The 20,161-nt window shown below is 75.7% G+C and carries 19 protein-coding genes; 7 read left to right on the forward strand and 12 right to left on the reverse strand.

The genetic code is table 11. The features are described from left to right. Positions 1-68: 68 nt before the first annotated feature. The 9 genes from HCN56_RS01860 to HCN56_RS01900 form a co-directional block, all read right to left on the reverse strand. Complete coding sequence (locus HCN56_RS01860; RefSeq protein WP_167967652.1) at positions 69-974, reverse strand: Gfo/Idh/MocA family protein; 906 nt, start codon at positions 972-974, stop codon at positions 69-71. A gap of 84 nt (positions 975-1,058) precedes the next feature. Continuing rightward, positions 1,059-1,673, reverse strand: coding sequence for a hypothetical protein (locus tag HCN56_RS01865; RefSeq protein WP_209312229.1), 615 nt, complete (start codon positions 1,671-1,673; stop codon positions 1,059-1,061). Positions 1,674-1,815: 142 nt separating this feature from the next. Continuing rightward, the gene (gene ung, locus HCN56_RS01870; protein ID WP_167967653.1) at positions 1,816-2,496 is read right to left on the reverse strand and encodes a uracil-DNA glycosylase; all 681 of its coding nucleotides are present in this window, start codon (positions 2,494-2,496) and stop codon (positions 1,816-1,818) included. Between the two features lie 120 nt (positions 2,497-2,616). Then, positions 2,617-3,420, reverse strand: a complete 804-nt coding sequence (locus HCN56_RS01875) for an SDR family oxidoreductase (RefSeq protein ID WP_167967654.1) — start codon at positions 3,418-3,420, stop codon at positions 2,617-2,619. 99 nt (positions 3,421-3,519) lie between these two features. Next, positions 3,520-4,278, reverse strand: coding sequence for a 3-oxoacyl-ACP reductase FabG (gene fabG, locus HCN56_RS01880; RefSeq protein ID WP_167967673.1), 759 nt, complete (start codon positions 4,276-4,278; stop codon positions 3,520-3,522). A gap of 171 nt (positions 4,279-4,449) precedes the next feature. Next, positions 4,450-4,848, reverse strand: a complete 399-nt coding sequence (locus HCN56_RS01885; RefSeq protein WP_167967655.1) for a DUF3037 domain-containing protein — start codon at positions 4,846-4,848, stop codon at positions 4,450-4,452. After that, positions 4,845-5,675, reverse strand: coding sequence for a HipA family kinase (locus HCN56_RS01890; protein WP_167967674.1), 831 nt, complete (start codon positions 5,673-5,675; stop codon positions 4,845-4,847). The genes HCN56_RS01885 and HCN56_RS01890 overlap by 4 nt, the downstream gene beginning before the upstream one ends. Before the next feature lie 202 nt (positions 5,676-5,877). Beyond that, the gene (locus HCN56_RS01895; RefSeq protein ID WP_167967656.1) at positions 5,878-7,833 is read right to left on the reverse strand and encodes a glycoside hydrolase family 15 protein; all 1,956 of its coding nucleotides are present in this window, start codon (positions 7,831-7,833) and stop codon (positions 5,878-5,880) included. A gap of 47 nt (positions 7,834-7,880) precedes the next feature. After that, a complete protein-coding gene (locus tag HCN56_RS01900) occupies positions 7,881-8,873 on the reverse strand; it encodes a TIGR03885 family FMN-dependent LLM class oxidoreductase (protein ID WP_167967657.1) in 993 nt (330 codons plus the stop codon). A gap of 219 nt (positions 8,874-9,092) precedes the next feature. Here HCN56_RS01900 and HCN56_RS01905 point away from each other — a divergent pair, with 219 nt between their 5' ends. From HCN56_RS01905 to HCN56_RS01915, 3 genes are all read left to right on the forward strand, one after another. Continuing rightward, positions 9,093-9,653: a DUF6924 domain-containing protein gene (locus HCN56_RS01905; RefSeq protein ID WP_167967658.1), complete on the forward strand. Its 561-nt coding sequence runs from the start codon at positions 9,093-9,095 to the stop codon at positions 9,651-9,653. A gap of 210 nt (positions 9,654-9,863) precedes the next feature. Further along, complete coding sequence (locus HCN56_RS01910; protein WP_167967659.1) at positions 9,864-12,161, forward strand: exo-beta-d-1,3/1,6-glucosidase; 2,298 nt, start codon at positions 9,864-9,866, stop codon at positions 12,159-12,161. A 99-nt stretch (positions 12,162-12,260) separates the two neighbouring features. Next, entirely contained in the window at positions 12,261-13,241 is a 981-nt protein-coding gene (locus HCN56_RS01915; protein WP_167967660.1) for an LLM class flavin-dependent oxidoreductase, read from the forward strand. A gap of 45 nt (positions 13,242-13,286) precedes the next feature. Here HCN56_RS01915 and HCN56_RS01920 read toward each other — a convergent pair whose 3' ends face one another. Beyond that, positions 13,287-14,597 carry an aminotransferase class I/II-fold pyridoxal phosphate-dependent enzyme gene (locus HCN56_RS01920; RefSeq protein WP_167967661.1) on the reverse strand — a complete coding sequence of 437 codons (1,311 nt, stop codon included), beginning with the start codon at positions 14,595-14,597 and terminating at the stop codon, positions 13,287-13,289. Positions 14,598-14,668: 71 nt separating this feature from the next. On the opposite strand from HCN56_RS01920, the gene HCN56_RS01925 reads away from it, so the two are divergent. From HCN56_RS01925 to HCN56_RS01935, 3 genes are all read left to right on the forward strand, one after another. Further along, on the forward strand, positions 14,669-15,382 hold the full coding sequence (locus tag HCN56_RS01925; protein WP_167967662.1) for a pyridoxamine 5'-phosphate oxidase family protein: 714 nt from the start codon (positions 14,669-14,671) through the stop codon (positions 15,380-15,382). Positions 15,383-15,606: 224 nt separating this feature from the next. Next, positions 15,607-15,807, forward strand: a complete 201-nt coding sequence (locus HCN56_RS01930; RefSeq protein ID WP_167967675.1) for a hypothetical protein — start codon at positions 15,607-15,609, stop codon at positions 15,805-15,807. Positions 15,808-15,844: 37 nt separating this feature from the next. Beyond that, on the forward strand, positions 15,845-16,669 hold the full coding sequence (locus HCN56_RS01935) for a PhzF family protein (RefSeq protein WP_167967663.1): 825 nt from the start codon (positions 15,845-15,847) through the stop codon (positions 16,667-16,669). 58 nt (positions 16,670-16,727) lie between these two features. Here the strand turns inward: HCN56_RS01935 and HCN56_RS01940 are convergent, their stop codons facing one another. Both HCN56_RS01940 and HCN56_RS01945 read right to left on the reverse strand, forming a co-directional pair. After that, a complete protein-coding gene (locus tag HCN56_RS01940) occupies positions 16,728-17,495 on the reverse strand; it encodes a CPBP family intramembrane glutamic endopeptidase (protein ID WP_167967676.1) in 768 nt (255 codons plus the stop codon). 201 nt (positions 17,496-17,696) lie between these two features. Next, on the reverse strand, positions 17,697-19,187 hold the full coding sequence (locus HCN56_RS01945) for a glutamate-cysteine ligase family protein (RefSeq protein WP_167967664.1): 1,491 nt from the start codon (positions 19,185-19,187) through the stop codon (positions 17,697-17,699). 330 nt (positions 19,188-19,517) lie between these two features. Here HCN56_RS01945 and HCN56_RS01950 point away from each other — a divergent pair, with 330 nt between their 5' ends. Then, positions 19,518-20,078: a hypothetical protein gene (locus HCN56_RS01950; protein WP_167967665.1), complete on the forward strand. Its 561-nt coding sequence runs from the start codon at positions 19,518-19,520 to the stop codon at positions 20,076-20,078. Positions 20,079-20,161: the final 83 nt, after the last annotated feature.

Genomic DNA, 20,161 nt, shown 5'->3' on the forward strand with positions numbered 1-20,161 from the left:
CCCAACCGGCCGTCACGTGGCCACGCGGTCACGCGGTCACGCGGTCACGCAGTCACGCAGTCACGCAGTCACGCAGTCACGCGGCGGACGATCTCTTCGCACAGCTCGTGGGTGCGGAGCGCGTCCTCCGCGTCGGCGACGGCCTCGACGCGACCGGTGCGCACGGTGTCCAGGAAGGCGTGCACCGCCTGCTCGATGCCGCGCTGCCGGGCGACCGGCACCCAGTCACCGCGGCGGCGCACGGTCGGCTGGCCCTTGTGGTCGATGACCTCCGCCAGGTTGCGGACCTCGCGCTTGGTGTCCGCGCCGGAGACCTCCAGCACCTCCTCGGCCGAGCCGGACATCCGGTTCATCACCCCCAGCGCGGTGAAGCCGTCGCCCGACAGGCGCAGCACCACGTGGTGGAGCTGCCCGTCGCGGACCCGGGCGCTGACGTCGGTCGCGGTCACCTCGCCCGGCGCCAGGAACCGGAGGGTGTCCGCGACGTGGATGAAGTCGTCGAAGACGACGCGCCGCGGCTGGTCCGGGAGCCCCACGCGGTGCTTCTGCAGGACGACCAGGTCGCGCGGGTGGTCCCGGCACTGCGCGTAGCCGGGGGCGAAGCGGCGGTTGAAGCCCACCGCCAGCGGGAGTCCGCGGGACGCCGCCAGCTCCGTGAGTCGGCGGGCGTCGTCCAGGTGGTAGGCGAGCGGCTTGTCGACGTAGGTGGGGACGCCCGCGCCCAGCAGCCGGGTCACCAGGGAGGGGTGCGCCTCGGTCGGCGCGTGGACCAGCGCCGCGTCGGGTGCCGTGGCGAGCAGGGCGTCGAGCTCCCCGTGGCGGCGGTCGGGCGGGATGTGGAAGGCGTCGCCGACCTCGGCGAGGGTGGCCGGGGAGCGGGTGTGGAGGTGAAGCCGCACGCCGGGGAGCGCGGTGAGCACCGGCAGGTAGGCCTTGCGGGCGATGTCGCCCAGTCCGATCACCGCGATCCTCACCGGTGTCTCCTCTCGCTCGCCGGCGCCCGACCGCCGGCCCGCCGCTGTGCGCCGAGGCGGACCGTCGCCCCGGTGCCGCGCAGCCTAGGCCAGATCCGGGCCGTCCGCCGTACGGTGCGGCGGCGGGTCGCCGCCGCCACCGCGCCGACCGGAGCCGGCGGCGAGCCGGGCGGCCAGGGACTCGACGGCGGCCCTGGTCCGCCGCCCGTGGTCGTCGTCCCGGAGCCGGGCCGCCGCACGCCGGGCACGACCGAGTTCGTGGCGGGCGGCGGTGACGCAGTCCAGCGCGACGTGGTCGCCGGCCAGCCTCAGGTACAGCAGGGGGTAGAGGCCGCGGGCGTCCGCGGTGGCCGACCGCGGTGCGGGGCCGGCCGGTTCGGCGTCCTCGGCCGTGCCGCGTGCCTCTGGTGCGCCGGCTGCGCGGGTGGCGCCGGGCGGCGCCTCGTCCCCGCCCGCGGCTGCGTCGGCCTCCGCCAGGGCGACCAGGTCCCAGTGCAGAGCGGTGCGCGGGTCGTCCTGCGCGGCGGCCAGGTAGTGGGCGATGGTGCAGCGCTGCAGGGGCCCGGCCCCCGGTCCGGGGTCGGCCCAGAGCGCGGCGAGGCGGTTGCGCGCCTCCTCGCGGTCGCCGGCGCGGTGGAGCATGACGGCCTGGCCGACGCGCTGCATCACCGGGTGCTGGCTCGGGGTGTGCTGGGGCACCTGCCCTCCTGGGCGGCTGGACGGCGGCGGACCCCGAGGCTAGACCGGACGGCGGCCGGGAGGCGGGCGCGGCGCGGCCCCCGCCGCGCCATCCCGACCCGGGTGGCGCAACGCGGGGCCGCTGCGCGGCGCGTCCGGCGGCTCAGCCCGCGAGGTCGGGCACCCGCCAGTCGACGGGCGGGTGGCCCTGGGCGGCGAGGGCCGCGTCGATGCGCGAGAACGGCTGGGAGCCCAGGAACTTGCGCGCGGAGAGCGGTGAGGGGTGGGCGCCGTCGACGATCGCGTGCCGGTCGGTGTCGATCAGCGCCGCCTTCTTCTTGGCGTGGTTGCCCCACAGCACGAACACCGCCGGCTCGTCGCGCGCGGAGACGGCGGAGATCACGGCGTCGGTGAACTTCTCCCAGCCGCGGCCCTTGTGGGAGTTGGCCTCGCCCGAGCGGACCGTGAGCACGGTGTTGAGGAGCAGCACGCCCTGGTGCGCCCAGGGCATGAGGTACCCGTTGTCGGGCACGGGGTGGCCGAGGTCGCTGAGCATCTCCTTGTAGATGTTGCGCAGCGACGGCGGGACCTTCACCCCGGGCCGGACGGAGAAGCACAGGCCGTGGCCCTGGCCCTCCCCGTGGTACGGGTCCTGCCCGAGCACCACGACGCGGACGTCGTGGTACGGCGTGGCCTCCAGCGCGGCGAAGACCTCGTCCTGCGGCGGGAACACCGGGCCGGCGGCCCGCTCCGCGGTGAGGAACGCGGCCAGCTCCTCGTAGCGGGGGTGGGCGAGCTCCTCGCCCAGGGCGTCCCGCCAGGACTCGGGCAGCTTCTCGAACACGTGCGGACCTCCGGTCGCCGTCGCCAGTGATACGCCCGAACGTACCCCGGGGGTCGGACACTCCCCGGGGCCGCCCGCCTCCCGGTACCGCGCACCGCGGCCGGCGGGGGCGCCCCGGCCTCAGGTGACGGTGGCGCCCAGCAGCAGCCCGCCGTCGACGAGCAGCGTCTGACCGGTGATCCAGCCGGACTCGCGGGAGCTGAGGAAGGCGACCGCCCCCGCCACGTCCTGCGGCGCGCCGAGCCGGCCCAGCGGGTAGGCCGCGGCCGCCTCGGCCTCCCGACCCTCGTACAGCGCGGCGGCGAACCGGGTCCGGACCACGGCAGGCGCGACGGCGTTGACGCGGACGCCGGGGGCGAGTTCGTGGGCGAGCTGCTGGGTCAGGCTGATCAGGGCCGCCTTGCTGATGCCGTAGGCGCCGAGCATCGGGAAGGCCGACACCCCGGCGACGGAGGCCATGTTGACCACGGTTCCCCCGTGGTCGCGCTGCCAGGCGGCCCAGGTCAGCTGGGCGAGGGCCAGCGCGGAGAGGACGTTGACCTCCAGGACCTTCGCGACGGTGCCGAGGTCCGCGTCGGCCAGCGTGCCCACCGCGGGGTTGATCCCGGCGTTGTTGACGAGGTGGTCCAGGCGCCCCCAGCGGGCCATCACCCGGTCGACGACCTCCCGCCGGTGGTCGGGGTCGTGCACCCTGCCGACCACGCCCATCGCACGGTCCGGCCCGAGGTGCGCCACCGCCTGTTCCAACGTCTCCGGGTCGCGGCCGGTCAGGCAGACGCGGTCGCCGCGCGCCACGAGCGCCTCGGCGACCGCCAGGCCGATGCCACGGCTGGAACCGGTCACGAGGGCCACCTCGCTCCCGGGCGGAGGTGCGGCGTCGCGGCGCTCGTGGGCGGGGCCGGGCGGGGACTGCGCTGCGCTCATGGTGGCGGCCTCTCGGTCGGTCGTCGGGTCCTGTCGTCGTGGCCGGGCGTCGTGGCCGGGCGTCGTGGCCGGGCGTACTCGGGGCGGGGCGCCCCCTGCTCAGCCGGCGGGGCCGCCGGCGACGTACAGCGTCTGGCCGGAGACATAGCCGGCGCCGTCCCCGGCCAGGTAGGCGACCGCGCCGGCCACGTCCTCCGGGCGCCCGATCCGCCGGACTGCGGTGCGCGCGGCGACCTCCGCCTCGAACTCCTCGACCGTCAGGCCGGCGCGTTCCGCCGCGGCAGCGGTCATCGCGGTCGCGACGAAACCGGGGGCGACGGCGTTGGCGGTGATACCGAACCGCCCGAGTTCGAGGGCGACCGTCCTGGTGAAGCCCTGGATGCCGGCCTTCGCCGCCGCGTAGTTGGCCTGCCCGCGGTTGCCGAGGGCCGAGGTGGAGGAGATGTTGACGATCCGTCCGAAGCCCGCGTCCACCATGGCGGACTGGCAGGCCCGGGTCATCAGGAAGGCGCCGCGCAGATGCACCGCGAGAACGGTGTCCCAGTCGTCCTCGGTCATCCGGAACAGCGCGTTGTCGCGGATGACACCCGCGTTGTTGACCAGCACAGCGGGCGGGCCGAGTTCGGCGGTCACCCGCTCCACGGCCGCCGTCACCGCCGCGGCGTCGGTCACGTCACAGCCGACTGCCCGCGCGGTACCGCCGTCCTCGCTGACGGCGGCGACGGTGGCGGCGCACTCCGCCTCGTCGAGGTCAAGGACGGCGACGCACCGGCCGTCCCGGGCGAGGCGGAGCGCGGTGGCGGCCCCGATACCGCGGGCGGCTCCGGTGACGACGGCGACGCGGCGGTCGGTGGACAGCGGGTGCCTCCCGGGGCTGTGGGGCCGCCCGGGGCCGACGGGGCCGGGCGGACGCGTGGTCCGGACCGGACGCTAGAAGGCGCGGACCGAGGTGTCAACGGTGCCCCCGGCCCGCCAGCAGGTCGGGCAACCGGCAGGCGGGCGCCGTCCGAACGCGCCGTCTCCCCGGACTCAGCGGACCAGGAGCTCCAGCAGCCGCTCCGCCTCGGCGGCGGGGTCGGCGGTGAGGCCGGTGTGCACCGGACCGGGCTGGACCACGGTGCTGCGGGGGGCCGTCAGCCAGCGGAACCGCCGCCCGGCGTCGTCCGCCGCCGCCTGACCGGCGCCCGGCCCGCCGCTGCACAGCGCCTGCGCCGCGCCGAGGGCGGCCCGCACGCCGGCCACGTCGGCCGTCGGGTCGAGCGCCCGCAGCCGCGCGGGGTCGAGGTGGACATGGGCGGCGAGAAAACCCCGGGGGCGGCAGTACACGAGGACCCCGGCGTTGATGTGCTCGCCCCGTTCGATCCGGGGGACCACACGGAGCAGGGCGTACTCGAAAACGGCACGGGGCGTGGGCGCGGCGGCGGTCATCGGCCCTCCCCCGCCCGGCGGGGCGCGGGGGCCAGCAGCCAGCCGGGTGGGGCGGGCGGACGCGCGGGCGTGGGGTCGCCGACGGTGATGGCCTCGGAGACCACGGCGGCCCGTGCGAGCAGCAGCTCGGCGTGGCGGGCCCGCAGCGCGGCCGGGTCGGCGGTCTCGTCGTCGCCGACGAGCCAGGCGTCGGGGACGAGGGCGGTGACCTCCGCGAGCAGCTCGGCGGTCACCAGCGGCGCGAGGTCGTCGGCGGCCGCACCCAGGTCCGGCCGGCAGGGCGCCAGCGCGTGGTCGGAGGCGTCGTAGGGCCGGGCGGCGGCCGCCTCGACGGCCGGCCAGTTGTGCTGCCAGGTGAGGGTGGCCCCGTGGTCGATGAGCCAGAGGTCGCCGTGCCAGACCAGCATGTTCGGGTTGCGCCAGGAGCGGTCGACGTTGTTGACCAGCGCGTCGAACCACACGACGCGGCCCGCCTCCCGCGGGCTCACCGCGTAGGCGAGCGGGTCGAAGCCGAGGGAGCCGGGCAGGTAGTCCATCCCGAGGTTGGGGCCGGGACTGGCGTGCAGCAGCGCCTGCACCTCCTCGTCGGGCTCGGCCCGCCCGACCGCCGGGTCCAGGTCGAGCACGGCCAGCCGGGGGACGCGCAGCCCGAGCCGGCGGGCCAGCTCCCCGCTGATCACCTCGGCGACCAGGGTGCGGCGCCCCTGGCCGGCGCCGGTGAACTTCATGACGTATGTCCCGAGGTCGTCGGCCTCGACCAGTCCGGGGAGCGAGCCGCCCTCCCGCAGGGGGGTGATGTAGCGGGTCGCGGTGACCTCTGTCAGCACGTTCTCGGGCACCCGTCTCGTCGGCGCGGTTCGGTCGCCCCGGCGCGGTGGCGCCACGGCGGGAGGCAACGAGCCGTCGGCGGCGCTGCCCTCCGGCCCGTCCGCACCATGCTAACCGCGGGCGCCCCGGAGCCGGCCGGGCGCCGCAACCACGGCTCGACCGACCGCGCGCAGCGGCCCGCCAGCGGTGCCGGGGCTCCGGTCACCCGTCGCCACGTTGGCGGGCGGCCCAGGTGTGAAGGGCCTCGCCCTGCTCCGCGCCGTCGAGGTTCATCGCCGCCTCGATCAACGCCAGGTGGGTGAAAGCCTGCGGATAGTTGCCGAGGAAGGTGCCCGCGCGGTCCATCTGCTCGGGCAGGAGGCCCAGCGGGCCCACGTGGGAGCACAGCGCTGCGAACCGCTCCTCCGCCTCCTCCCGGCGGCCGGCCAGGACCAGGGCCGAGACCATGTCGAAGGAGCTCATCAGGAACGCCCCCTCCGGGTCGTCCAGCCCGTCGTCCGTCGCCTCGGGGTCGTAGCGGCGCAGCAGGGCGCCGCCGATGCCCAGTTCCGCCTCGACGCGGTCGAGGGTGGACAGCACCCGGGGGTCGTCACCGGCCAGGAACCCGAAGAGCGGCACGTGCAGCAGGGACGCATCGGTGTGCGTCGCCCCGTAGGACTGGACGAACGAGCCGACGCCCTCGTCGTAGCCCTCCCGCAGCAGTTCGGCCGCGACCTCGTCGCGCTCCCGCCGCCAGCGCGCGACCGCCGGCTCCCGGCCGGCCCCGGCGCGTTCGGCGAGCAGGACGCCGCGGTCCAGTGCCACCCAGGAGCACAGCTTGGAGTGCGTCCAGTGGCGGGGCGAGTCCCGGGCCTCCCAGAGTCCGTGGTCCTTCTCCCGCCACCGCTTTGCGACCACGTCGACCAGCCGCCCGACCTCCTCCACCTCCGTGTCACTCAAGCTGCCCGTGGCCTGGTGGAACGCGTGGGCGGCGTCGACGATGTGGCCGTAGGCGTCGATCTGGTGCTGCTGGTGCGCCTCGTTCCCGACCCGGACGGGGCGTGAGGCGGCGTACCCCTCGAGGTGGTCCAGCTCCGCCTCGGCGATCTCCGTCGTCCCGTCGACGGTGAGCATGGGGTCCAGCCGGTCGTGGTGGACGAGGCACCGGCCGAGGAGGAAGCGGAGGTAGCGTCCCGCCTCCTCGGAGTGGCCCAGGCGCAGCAGTACCAGGACGCCCAGCGAGGCGTCCCGGTGCCACACGTAGCGGTAGTCCCAGTTGCGTGCCCCGCCGATCCATTCCGGCAGCGAGGTGGTGGGGGCCGCCAGCAGCACGCCGGTCTCGTCCGCAAGAAGGCCGCGGAGCACCAGGGCACTGCGGCGCACCTGAGCGGCCCCCACCCCGTCGTAGGTGGATCGGTCCGACCAGCTCTGCCAGGCGCTGACCGTGGCGTCGCGCAGCTGTTCCGCCGTCGCGACGTCGAGCGGGCGGGCCGGGCCGCCCCGGTAGCCGAGCGCCTGCACTGCCGCGGCGCCCGCCGTGAGCTCGACGCGGGTGACGGCCTCCTGCTGCTCGTCACCGGTCGCCGCGGGGCGTGGTGCGCCCGTCAGCCACACAGAGCCGTCGTCGGTGCCGTGGCCGGTGGCGAGCCCGTGGTCGGTCTCCCGCCAGCGGACGGTGGCGCGGGCGTAGTCGGGCCGGGCCTCGACCCGCAGGGTGATGGAGGCGGTGCCCTCCACACAACGGACGAGCCGGACGAGCACGTGCTCCGGGGTGATGTCCGCCTCGTCGTCGCCGTGCCCGGCGGGTCGCAGCGCGAGGAAGTCGTGGGCGACGACCGTGGCGTGCGGAGCCTCCCAGCGGGTCTCCAGAACGAGGCTGTCGTCCACGTAGCGCCGCTCCGGCGGACCCGCCCCGGCCACGGTCAGTTCCCAGCCTCCCGCGGCCCGGTCGAGCATCCGCCCGAAGGTGCTCGGGCTGTCGAACCGCGGCGCGCACATCCATTCCACGGTGCCGTCGGGGCCGAGCAGGGCGCTGGTGTGGCAGTCGGACAGGAAGGCGTAGTCGCCGATGGGCGGGTAGTCGTCGGCCGGACGCCGCGGCGGTCGGGGCTCACCGGGCCGGTGGCCGCCGGACGCGGGGCTGTCGCTGTCGCTCGTCGGGGGCGGTGCGGGCGTCATCGGTGGCTCCTCCTTCGTCGGGTCGGTCTGCCGCGGGCCGGACGCTGTCAGCGCCCGGGTGCCAGCTGCGGGAGAACGTGGGCTCCGAACTCCTCGACGAACCGCAACTGGTCCGGGCCGACCTGATGCAGCATGATCCGGTCGAACCCGGCGGCGGCCTGGCGGGCGAGCCAGTCGGCGTGTTCGGCCAGGTCCGCCGAGACGTGCACGTACGGTTCGACGTCGGCGGGGGTGACGAACCGCCCCACCTCCTCGAAGTGCCGGGGCCGGGCGATCTCCCAGCCGACCTCGCTGCCGAGCACCGGCTCCCGCCACTGGTCGTGCGCTGCGGCGAGGGCGGCTTCACGGCTGCGGTCCCAGGAGAGGTGCGCCTGGAGCACCGCCGGCCCGGCCCCGCCCGCCTCGCGGTAGGCGGTGAGGGTGTCGATGTGGCCGTCCTCGGGCTGGTTGACGGTGATGAGGCCGTCCGGTGCCCAGTCGGCGACCGCCTGCCGGGCGGTCGCGGGTGTCACGGCCGCGATCAGCAGGCCCGGTGGGCGGGCGGGCCGCGTCCACAGCTGGGCGCCTTCGACGCGCACCAGTCCGTCGTGGTCGACCACCTCGCCGTCGAAGAGGGCGCGGATCACTTCCACGCACTCGCGCAGCCGCCGCGCGCGGACATCCTTCGGTGGCCATCGTCCTCCGGTGATCCGCTCGTTCAGTGCCTGGCCGGTGCCGAGCGCCGCCCAGAACCGGCCGGGGAACATCTCGGCAAGGGTCGCCATCGTCTGGGCGTGCACCGCCGGGTGGTAACGCTGCCCGGGGCTGGTGACAACGCCCAGCGGGAGGGTGGTGGCCTGCAGGCCGGCGCCCAGCCATGTCCAGGCGTGGCCGGAGTGCCCCTGCCGGCTGCTCCACGGCGCGAAGTGGTCGGAGCACATTCCCGACGAGAACCCGGCCTCCTGTGCCGCGCGCAGCGCCGTCAGGAGGGCGGAGGGCGGGAACTGTTCGTGCGAGGCGTGGAAGCCGAGGTCGGTGGCGGGGGACGGTCGGGGTGTCATGCGGGGTCCCTCCGGTGGGCGTGGGACAGTCAGCAGGTCGTGGCGTCGTGATCCTCTCGCGACTGCCCTGCGCCACTGCGCCGAAACACCCATATGTCCCCCTGCCGGTCGCCGTCCGCGGGCGGCGACCGGGGCGCGGGCCGGGTCTGTCAGTGGGCGGCGGCAGACTGACGGTCCGACAGCTCGACGGACCTCCGTCGACGAAGGACGGAGCGAACGATGGACGACAACGGCGGACGGCTCGGGCGGCTGCGGCGCATCCTCGAACGGCGGGAGGAGCGCGAGGCGGCCGGCCCCTCGGAGCCCTGGCGGATACGCGCGGGCGGTGGGACGCCGACCCTGCCGGTGACGGAGGAGGTGCCGTTGATCCGCACCGACTTCAGCGACGACGCGGTCTGGACGGCGGTCCGCGACGCCGTGCTGGCCCCGCACCCCCAGGGCCGCGGCGAGGTCTTCCGGGCGGAGGTCGAGCCGGTCGAGGACCGCAGGTTCGCCGGACTGGCCGCCGCGGAGCTGGTGGAGCGGGTTCCGGCGGACCCGGAGTGCCCCGAGGAACCGGCGGCGACACTGCTGCTGGTGGCGGATGCCACCACCGTGACCTCGGCCGAACACCACCTGCTGCTGGTGGAGATCGACATCGACGAGAACGATCTCGTGCGCCGGCTGCGCGTCGTCCCCCGGGCGGTGCAGATGGTGGAGAACAACCTGACGACGGCCAACATGGGCTGGGAGGAGTTCGCGGAGGCCGCCGACGACGACGGGGTGCTGCGCGAGCTCTGAGCCGTGCCGCGGCGGTGGGGCCGGGGGACGGCGCGGACGGGGCGGGCGTTCCGGGACGCCCGCGCCCACCTGCCGTGCGGGGGCGGCGAATGTACGATCGTGCACACCCGGGGTGGCCGTCCCGGGGGAGCCGTAACCGGCCCGTGCCACCGGGAGTTCGGGCCGGCGGATGCCCGTGGCGCGTGCCCCGACCCACGGAGAGACCCCATCATGACCGACCAGCTCCCCCACCTCGACACCTCCCGGTCGGTGGACGACCGGGTCGCCCACCTGCTGGCGTTGATGACCCCGCAGGAGAAGGCGGGTCAGATGCTGCAACTCGACGCGCGCGGCGACCTCACGGACGTGGTCCTCGACCACCACGCCGGATCGGTGCTGCACGCCTCGCCGGAGCGGCTCGCGGCCGCGCACGCGCTGACGGCGCGCACCCGGCTGCGCATCCCGCTGCTGGTGGGCGAGGACTGCATCCACGGCCACTCGTTCTTCGAGGGCGCGACGATCTTCCCCACGCAGCTGGGCATGGCGGCCTCCTGGGACGCCGACCTGCTGGCGCGGGTGGCGCGCGCGACGGCGGTGGAGGCGTCGGCCACCGGCATCCACTGGACCTTCTCCCCCGTCCTCTGCATCGCGCGCGACCTGCGCTGGGGCCGGGTCAACGAGACGTTCGGCGAGGACCCCTTCCTCATCGGCGAACTGGCCTCGGCGATGGTGCGCGGGTACCAGGGCGAGGGGTTGGCCGACGCGACCGCCGTGCTGGCCTGCGCCAAGCACTTCGCGGGCTACTCCGAGACGCAGGGCGGGCGGGACGCCAGCGAGGCGGACATCTCGCGGCGCAAGCTCCGCTCGTGGTTCCTCCCGCCCTTCGAGCGGGTCGCCCGGGAGGGGTGCCGCACCTTCATGCTGGGCTACCAGACCACCGACGGCGTCCCGATCACCGTCAACAGCTGGCTGCTGGACGAGGTGCTCCGCGGCGAGTGGGGGTACACCGGTGTGCTGGTGACCGACTGGGACAACGTGGGTCGCATGGTGTGGGAGCAGCGGGTGCAGCCCGACCACGCCCACGCCGCCGCGGCGGCGGTGCGCGCCGGCAACGACCTGGTCATGACGACGCCGGGCTTCTTCGCCGGCGCGCTGGAGGCCATCGACCGGGGCATGCTGGCCGAGAAGGACCTGGACCGGGCGGTCGCACGCATCCTCGCCCTCAAGTTCGAACTCGGGCTGTTCGAGGACCCGCGGCTGCCGGAGCCGGGGCGGCAGCGGGCGGTGGTCGGGTCGCCCGAGCACGCCCGGCTCAACCTGGAGGCCGCGCGGCGCTCGCTGGTGCTGCTGGCCAACGACGGCGTGCTGCCGCTGGCCGGCGGCCTGACCGAGGGCACCGGCGCGAGCGCGGTCGGCCCGGCCGCCGCGGGCCCCCGCACGGTGGCGGTGGTCGGCCCGCTGGCCGACGACGCCCAGACCCAGTTGGGCGACTGGGCCGGCTCGTCCGGCCAGGCCGACTGGCTGCCCGACGGGCAGCCGCGCTCGATGATCACCACCGTTCTCGACGGAATCCGCGCCGCCGTGCCGGACACCTGGCGGGTGACGGAGGCGAGGGGCGCGGACATCCTGACCCTGGCGCCGGACCCGGAGGGCGCGCTCTTCCCCGACGGCCAGCCCCGGCCGCCCGTGGTGGCGCCCGCGGAGCCCGACGACGCCCTGATCGCGGAGGCGGTGGCGGCCGCCCGCGGGGCCGACCACGTGGTCGCGGTCGTGGGCGACCGGATCGAGCTGGTCGGCGAGGGCCGCTCGACGGCGACCCTGGAGCTGCTCGGCGGCCAGGCCGCACTGCTGGAGGCGCTGGCGGCGACCGGCACGCCGCTGGTGGTGGTGCTGCTGGCCTCGAAGCCGCTGGTGCTGCCGCCGGCGGCGTACGGCGCGGCGGCACTGCTGTGGGTGGCGAACCCGGGCATGGAGGGCGGGCGGGCCGTCGCGGAGCTGTTGCTGGGGCTCTCGGAGCCGTCCGGCAGGCTGCCGGTCTCGTTCCCGCGCCACGTGGGCCAGCAGCCGACCTACTACAACCAGGTCCGGGGCCAGCACGGCACCCGGTACGCCGACCTCACCCAGACGCCGGCGTTCGCCTTCGGCCAGGGGCTCTCCTACTCCACCGTCTCCTACGCGGACCCGGCGGTGGCGGACGACCGGCTGACCGCCGCGGGGACGCTGCGGGTCGAGGTCACCGTCGCCAACACCGGCGGGCGCCCGGTGCGGGAGACGGTCCAGCTGTACATCCGGGACGAGGTGACCTCCGCCAGCTGGACGGACCGGGAGCTGAAGGCCTTCCGCCAGATCGACCTCGCCCCCGGGGAGCAGCGCCGGGTGGTGCTGGAACTGCCGGTCGCGGAGTGCTCGATCGTGGACGCCGCCGGAATCCGGCGGGTCGAGCCGGGGGGCTTCGAGGCCCTGGTGGGCCCGTCCTCGCGCCCGGAGGACCTGCTGGCGGTACCGTTCGCCGTGCTCGCGTCCGACTGAACCCCGGGCCGACCCGTGCCACCGCACGCGGTGGCACGGGTCGGCCCGCAGGCCGGCGGCAGCGGCCGCCGGACCGCCACCGGAAGACCGAGGAGAGCCATGACCCTTGCCCACCAGGACGTTCCCGACCGGCGGGGTCGGCGGCCGCGGGTCGGGCTGCTGCTGCCGCGCGACCTGCCCGCCGGGCAGGTGCTGGACTACGCGCGCCAGGCGCAGGACGCCGGCTTCACCGCCCTGTGGGTGGTGGAGGACATGAGCTGGCGCGGCGGCATCGCGCAGGCCGGGGCGATCCTGGCGGCCACGCGGCTGGAGGTGGGCATCGGCATCCTGCCGGCGGGCGCGCGGAACGCCGTGTACGCGGCGATGGAGGTGGCGACCCTCGCCCAGCTGTTCCCCGGGCGGCTGACGGTGGGGGTGGGGCACGGGATGCCGGAGTGGATGCGGGCCGCGGGGGCCTGGAGCACGCGACCGCTGGGTGTGCTCTCCGACCACGCGACCGTGCTGCGCTCGCTGCTGCGCGGCCGGAGCGCCGCCCCGGTGGCGGGCGGGCCGGAGGTCGCCCTCGATCCGTCCGCGGTGCCCGATCAGGTGCCGGACGTGCTGCTGGGCGTCCGCGGGCCGCGCTCGCTCGCCCTCTCCGGGCGGGTGGCCGACGGCACGGTGCTGGCGGAGCCGACCTCGCCGGAGTACGTCCGCGCCGCGCTGGCCGCGGTCGCGCCGCGCGGGCCGCACCGGCTGGTCGCGTTCAACGTGGCGTCGGTGGACGAGGACCGGGGCCGGGCGCTGGCCCGTGCCCGGCCCGCGCTCGCGTGGATCGGCGAGCCGGACTGGGCGCCGCACCTGGCGCCGATGGACATCGGGGCGGAGGTCCGGGCGCTGCGGGAGCGGTGCGCCGATCGGGAGGAGTTCGCCCGGCGGCTGCCCGACGCCTGGGTGGCGCGGCTCGCGCTCGCCGGGACGCCGGCCGAGGTGGGGGCCGGGCTCTCCACGCTGGCGGAGGCCGGGGTCACCGACGCGGTCCTGCTGCCGACCGGCCCGGACCCGATGGCGGAGGTGGCGTCGCTGGCGACCGTGGTGTGAGCCGCGCTCCGGACGGCGGGCAGCGCGCGGCGGGCGGTGCCGCGCTCACCCCTGCCGCCGCGCGGGCGGGAGCCGGCAGGCGCGGGTGACCGCCTCCGCCACCTCGGGCATCTCGGACTCGGCGAGCGCGGAGACGGTGATCCGGACGGCCGGCGCGGAGTCGATGCGGAAGCGTGCCCCCGGGGCGACGGCGTAGCCGTCGCGCAGCAGCCGGGAGACGGTGCCGGTCTCGTCGCCGACCGGCACCCAGACGTTCAGGCCGCTGCGGCCGTGCGCCCGGACGCCGCGGGCGGCGAGTTCACCGATCAGCGCCTCGCGCCGGGCCCGGTAGGAGGCGGCGGCGCCGGTCTCCGCGGTGCTGAGCCCGGCGACGGCCCGCTGCAGCAGATGGCTGACCCACCCCGGGCCGAGCCGCTGGCGCCCCGCGACGCGGTCCACCGTGGTGGGGTCACCGGTCAGGTGCGCCACCCGGAGGTCGGGGCCGAGGGCCTTCGCGCCGGAGCGGACGAACGCCCAGGCCGTGGTGGCGCCGGCGAGGGGGTGCAGTGGCTGGTCGACGATGCCGTGGCCGTGGTCGTCCTCGACGAGCAGCACCTCGGGGCGGTCGGCGAGCAGGGCTCGCAGGGCGCGGGCGCGCTCCGCGTCGACGGCGGCGCCGGTGGGGTTCTGGGCCCGGGCGGTCACCACGAGGGCGCGCGCCCCCGCGCGCAGCGCCGCGGCGGCGGCGTCGGGCAGCGGCCCTCGGTCGTCGACCGCCACGGGCAGCGTCCGCAGGCCCAGCGCGGAGAGCAGGTCGAGCAGGCTTCCCCACCCGGGGTCCTCGACCGCGACGGCGTCGCCGGGGCGCAGTCGCGCGGCGAGGACCCGCTCCACCGCGTCGAGGGCGCCGCTGGTGACGGCGAGCGGGCCGTCCGGGACCCCGTCCGCGGCCAAGGAGGCCGTGACGGCGGTCCGCAGCGTCTCCTCCACCCCGGCCGCGCCGTACATCACCGGTGTGCTTCGCGCACCGACCGCGGCGAGCACCGGTTCAAGGGGCGGGAGGAGCCGCGGGTCCGGGTTGCCGCCGGCGAGGTCGCGGACGTCGGGGGTGATCTCGACGCCGATGCTCTCGCGGGGAGTCGTCACGGGACGCGGCCGGACGCGGCTGCCGCGCCGCCCGTCGGTGGTGATCACCCCGCGTTCGCGGAGCGTGCGGTAGGCGGCGGCCACGGTGTTGGGGTTGACACCGAGCTCCGCTGCGAGGGCGCGCATGGCGGGCAGCGGGTCGCCCGGGGCGAGCCTCCCCCGGGCGACGGCGTCCTCCACGTCGGTGGCGATCTCGCTGGCACCGCGGCCGGTGATGCGGTACGTTCCCATGCACTTCTCCTAGTGCAGATGACGGCTTGCACTAGTGCAATATACGGCACCAGCGACGGGACGGACCCGACATGGAACCCACGACCACGGCGGCCGCTCCCGGGCCCCGCGGCCCGAAGAGCACCGGCGACGCGCCGACCGGCGCCTACGCGACGACCGCGCGTACGGTGCCCACCCGGGGCCGGGACCGCGCCCGCTACGACCGGGACCTGGTCCACGCGGTCCTGGACGCGGAGTTCGTCTGCCACCTCGGCTTCGTTCGCGACGGCGCGCCGGTGGTGCTGCCGACCCTCTACGCGCGCGACGGGGAACGCCTCTACCTGCACGGCTCGACCGGTTCCCGCCCGCTCCACGCGGCACAGTCCGAGCCGTTGCCGGTGTGCGTCACGGTCACCCTCGTGGACGGCCTGGTCCTGGCCCGCTCGGCGTTCCACCACTCCGTCAACTACCGCTCGGTCGTGGTGCACGGCGCGGCCCGCCGCGTCACCGATCCCGCAGAGCTCGACCGCGCGTTCGCCGTCCTGGTGGACCACGCCGTCCCGGGCCGGTCGTCGGACTGCCGCCCCGCCGACCGGCGCGAGGCCGCCGCGACGGCGGTGCTCGCCCTGGACCTGGCGGAGGTCTCGGCCAAGGTGCGCTCCGGGGGGCCCAACGACGACGAGGCCGACCTCACGCTGCCGCACTGGAGCGGCGTGGTGCCACTGCGCAGGACCGCCGGCACGCCCGAGCCGGCTGCCGACTGCACCACCCCGCTCCCCGGTTACCTGGCCGGCGCGGGCCGCTGACACCGCCGGGCCCGACCCGCCGCCCCGGGCCGACCGCTCGGGGCACAGGGCCCGGGAGCGCGGCATCTCGCGTGTTCCCACCGCACGCGGGCCCCCCGGCTGCCACCATGGTGCCGCCCGGGTGGGGACGGGCGCTCCCGGTCCGCGCTGCGCTCGGGAGGGGCGACCGTTGAGGAGGGGCGGTGCAGGCGGGCGGAACGGACCCGGCGGGCCCGGGTGTCTGGATGGTGGCGCTGGCCGCCGAGGACGGCAACAGCTACGTCTACCGGGTCTACGCGCCCCGCGACGCGCTCCGCGGCGACCTCTTCTGGGCGGCGTTCCACTGCCACGACGAGGCACGGCGCCCCCGCGCCTCGGACGCCTTCGACTCCGCCGGCATCTGGTGGCTGGTCACCGGGCCCGACCCGGCACGCCAGGGGGTGTGACACCGCAGCGCGGACGCGCGTCCCTAGACTCCCGCACATGCGCATCCGCTACGTAGACGCCTTCACCGACCGCCCGTTCGCCGGCAACCCGGCCGGCGTGGTGGTCCTCTCCGCCGACGGGTTCCCCGGCGACGCGGCCATGGCCGGCATCGCGGCGGAGGTCAACCTCTCCGAGACGGCGTTCGTGCATCCGCTGCCGCCCGGCGGGCCGGCCGACTGGGCGCTGCGGTGGTTCACCCCGACCACCGAGGTGCGGATGTGCGGTCACGCCACGCTCGCCACCGCGCACGTGCTGGCGACGGCGGAGGGCGTGGTGGGGCCGCAGCGGTTCGCGACCCTCAGCGGCGTGCTCACCGCCGCGCCCGCCGGTGAGGGCGGCGCGCTGACGCTCGACTTCCCCACCGCGCCGCTGCGGGAGGTCGAGGTGCCCCCGGCCGTGGCGGCGGCGCTGGGCGCCCCGGTGGTCGCCTGCCACGAGACCGGCCCGGACGTGGGCGACCTGCTGGTCGACCTTCCGGACGAGGCGACCGTCCGCGCGCTGCGGCCCGACCTCGGGGCGCTCGCGGAGCTGCCCGGGCGCGGCGTCATCGTCACCGCCGCCGCGGACGGCTCCCGCCCCGGGTACGACTTTGTCTCCCGGTTCTTCGGCCCCGCCGTCGGCGTCCCGGAGGACCCCGTGACCGGCAGCGCCCACACCGCCCTGGCGCCGCTGTGGGCGGCCAGGTCCGGCCGGAACGACCTGGTCGGCCGTCAGGTGTCGGCGCGGGGCGGCACCGTCCGGGTCACGGTGCGCGGTGATCGGACACTGCTGACGGGGGAGGCGGTCACCGTCATGGAGGGCACGTTCCTGCGCACCCCCTGAGCTCGGCGCCCGCCGGTCCGGGGCCGCACCGACGGCCGGGACGGTGCCCGCCGCCGCGTCAGGGGGTCGGCAGCCAGTCCACCCGACCCGCGAGGACGGCGTAGCCGATGAACGCCACGATGTCGATGATCGCGTGCGCCACGACGAGCGGCATGACCCGCCCCCACCGGCGGTAGAGCAGCACGAAGATGACGCCCATCACGAAGTTGCCGATGAAGCCGCCGATGCCCTGGTAGAGGTGGTAGGTGGCGCGCAGCAGCGAGCTGAACAGCAGCGCGGCGATCGGGGCCCATCCCAGTTGGGAGAGTCGCCGCAGCAGGTAGCCGACGACGATGACCTCCTCGACCACCGAGTTCTGGATCGCCGAGGCGATGAGGACGGGGAACTTCCACCACTCGCCGGGAAGTGACTCCGGCACCACCGTGAGGTTGAACCCCGCGGCCTGGGCGCCCAGGTACAGCAGCAGCCCGCTGCCGCCGATGCCGGCGGCGACCAGCGCGCCCCACCCGAGGTCGAATCCGGGGCGCCGGAGGTCGAAGCCGATGGCGCGCATGCCGGGCCCGCGGCCGGCGGGCAGCTCCCGCAGCAGCAGGTAGCCGACCAGCAGGACGGGCACCAGGGGGACCGAGATGCTGACCAGCTGCCAGGCCAGGTCGAACCAGGGGCGGTCGGCCCGGGAGGAGTTGAGGTTGGCGGCGTAGTCGTTGAGGCCGCCGGGGCGGGTGACGACATCGGTGAAGTTGATGACGGCCCGGACGGCGGCGGCGCCGAGCGACAGCGCCAGGACGATGATCAGTTCGAAGCGCAGCAGCCGGGGGTCGGGCAGGCCGTCGTCGAGCCAGCGACCGCCGTCGGGCCTGCCCGCGCCCCCGCCGCTCCCCGGTTCACCCTTGCCGCGCCCCGGCGTGCCGTGTCGCCCGGGTGTGCCCCCCTCGGGCGTGCCGCTCTCCGCTGTCTGCACCGCTGTCCCTCCGCCGCCGTCTCCGTGGGTGCCGCCGCGCGGCGGCACCCACGCGAACGGGCGCGGTCACAGCGGCCAGCGGTGCACCGGTTCGTCGGACCGGGCCAGTTCGCAGTAGCGCCGCACGAGGTGCCCCAGGGCGTCCTCGCGGCTCGCCCCGGCCTCCAGCGCGCGGTGGTAGAAGCGAGTCTGCCAGCCCGACCCCGTGATCCTGCGGCGGCACCTCCCCTCGATCACCGCGAGGTAGTGGTCGCGGTCGACGGCGGAGACGCCCCACGAGTCGAGGCCGGAGGCGGCGAGGGGAAGCAGTTCCCGCAGCACGAGTTCGGCGGCGCCGACCTCCTCGCTGCCGGAGCCCCGCCCGCGCCGCGGCCAGCGGAAGGTGGAGTCGACGCCGTGCCGGCACGCCGCCTCGAAGTTGTGGGCGGCGTCCTCGAACGCGAGCCGGGTCCAGACGGGTTCCGGTTGCTCGGCGAGGCCCCTGACGAGGCCGTAGTAGAACGCGGCGTTGGCGACCATGTCCGTCACCGTCGGGCCCGTGGGCAGGACCCGGTTCTCGACGCGCAGGTGGGGCACGCCGTCGGTGACGTCGTAGACGGGCCGGTTCCAGCGGTAGACGGTGCCGTTGTGCAGCACCATCTCCTTCAACCGCGGCACGCCGCCCGCGGCGAGGACGGCGAGCGGGTCCTCCTCCTCGCAGACGGGCAGCAGTGCGGGGAACCAGCGCAGGTTCTCGTCGAACAGCTCCTCGACCGAGTCGATCCACCGCTCCCCGAACCAGGAGCGCGGCCGGACGCCCTGGGCGGCGAGTTCGGGCGGCCTGCTGTCGGTCGCCTGGAGGAACAGCGGGGCGCGCGACTCGTGCCACAGCTCGCGGCCGAAGGCGAACGGCGAGTTCGCCCCCACCGCGATCTGGGCGGCCGAGGCCACCTGCGCCGCGTTCCACACCTCGGCGAAGCGCTCCGGGGTGACCTGCAGATGGAACTGGACCGCGGTGCAGGCCGACTCGGGGGCGATCGAGTCGAAGGTTCGGCGCAGCGTCTCCGCCCCGGTGATGTCCACCTGGAGGAGTTCACCGCGCGCGGCCATGATCTGGTCGTTCAGATGCGTGTAGCGGTCCCCGGCCGAGAGGTTGCCGCGGCCGAGTTCGTCACCGGTGATCGTCGGCAGTATCCCGACCAGGACCGGCCGGGCTCCGAATTCGGCCCCCACGCGGTCCGCGTAGCCGAAGGCGATACGCATCTCCTCGGCCAGATCGTCGAAGACCCTGCCGGCGAGGACGCGGGGTGCCATATTGAGTTCCAGAGTGAACTTGCCCAGCTCGCTCTGGAAATCGGAGGTCGCCATTCCGGTGAGCACTTCGTCGTTGACCATGCGCGGCGCGCCGTCCGCGTCCGCGAGGCTGACCTCCACCTCCAGCCCGATGAGCCCGCGCGGCCGGTCGAACGCGTCGTCCGCCAGCAACTGGCCGAGCGCCTGTCGGCTGTCCCGCAGACGGTCACGGAACCGCTGCCTGTCGGCGGGGCCGAATCCACCGGCGTCCACGTCAGCGCCCATGTCGGCACCCTCCTTCTCCCTACGGTGCCGTGATCATGCCCAGGCGCGCGGCCGGGTAACGCGACCCCCGGCGCGGACGGGCGTGTCGCACGCCTCGCGGAGCGCATATCCCCCTGGCACAATAAGCGGGCACCGCCCGACGGCATTTCCCGTCCCGATATTTTCCGGTACCCCTCCCCCACCATCCGGAGAGCCGCTCCGAATTCACGGTTCTCGACCGGTTGCGGTCTGGGCAGGAAGCTCGCCCCCTGCTAGGGGAAACACGCGCGGAACCTTATTCGTCTAAACTCCGCCGACGCGTGTCTCCCAATTTCTTGAGAGGCGGCCCCCATGCCCCTGCATGCCCTACCGGTACCCGCTCCGGCGGAGCGCTGCCTGACCGCCGCGCTCCGCTCGCCCTCCGCCCGGTCACCGCATGAACCGCACGGCGACCGCGCCGCCCTCCGACCCGTCCGCCCGCTGCCGCTCTACCTCCTGGACCCCGGTTCGCCGCCCGGCGGCGTGCCGCAGCTCGCCGGCTGGCGGTTCCTGCTGGCACGCGGCGACGTGCCGGTGAGCGCCGCCGAGACCACGCTCACCGCCGACGGGTGGGCGTTCTCGCACTTCTTCGGCGGGCCGTTCGTCGGCTCGACCGAGCTGGCCCTCGCCCGCGCGGAGCAGTCGGCGGAGCAGTGGCAGCCCCGGCTGCTGTCCGTCCCGCGGCTCTACATGCACACGCTCTGGCTCCACGCCGACACCACGGCGGGCGCCTCGGACGGCAGGCCGGGCGAGGCCGACCTGCTGGTGCCGCTGGCGCCGGCCCCGCCGGGGATCGCCCCCTACCGTCCGCTGTCCATCGCGGTGCTGCTGCCGCTGCTCAGCAGCAGGCTCGCGACACCGCTCGTCGGCTGAGGCGGCCGCGGGCGGGGGACCACGCACGACGTGGGCCGGCGTCGACGCTGTCGGCGTCGGCGCCGCCCCACGGTCGCGCGGGT

The sequence above is a fragment of the Streptomyces lonarensis genome (genome assembly GCF_012033735.1).
GTDB classification, from domain to species: domain Bacteria; phylum Actinomycetota; class Actinomycetes; order Streptomycetales; family Streptomycetaceae; genus Streptomyces; species Streptomyces lonarensis.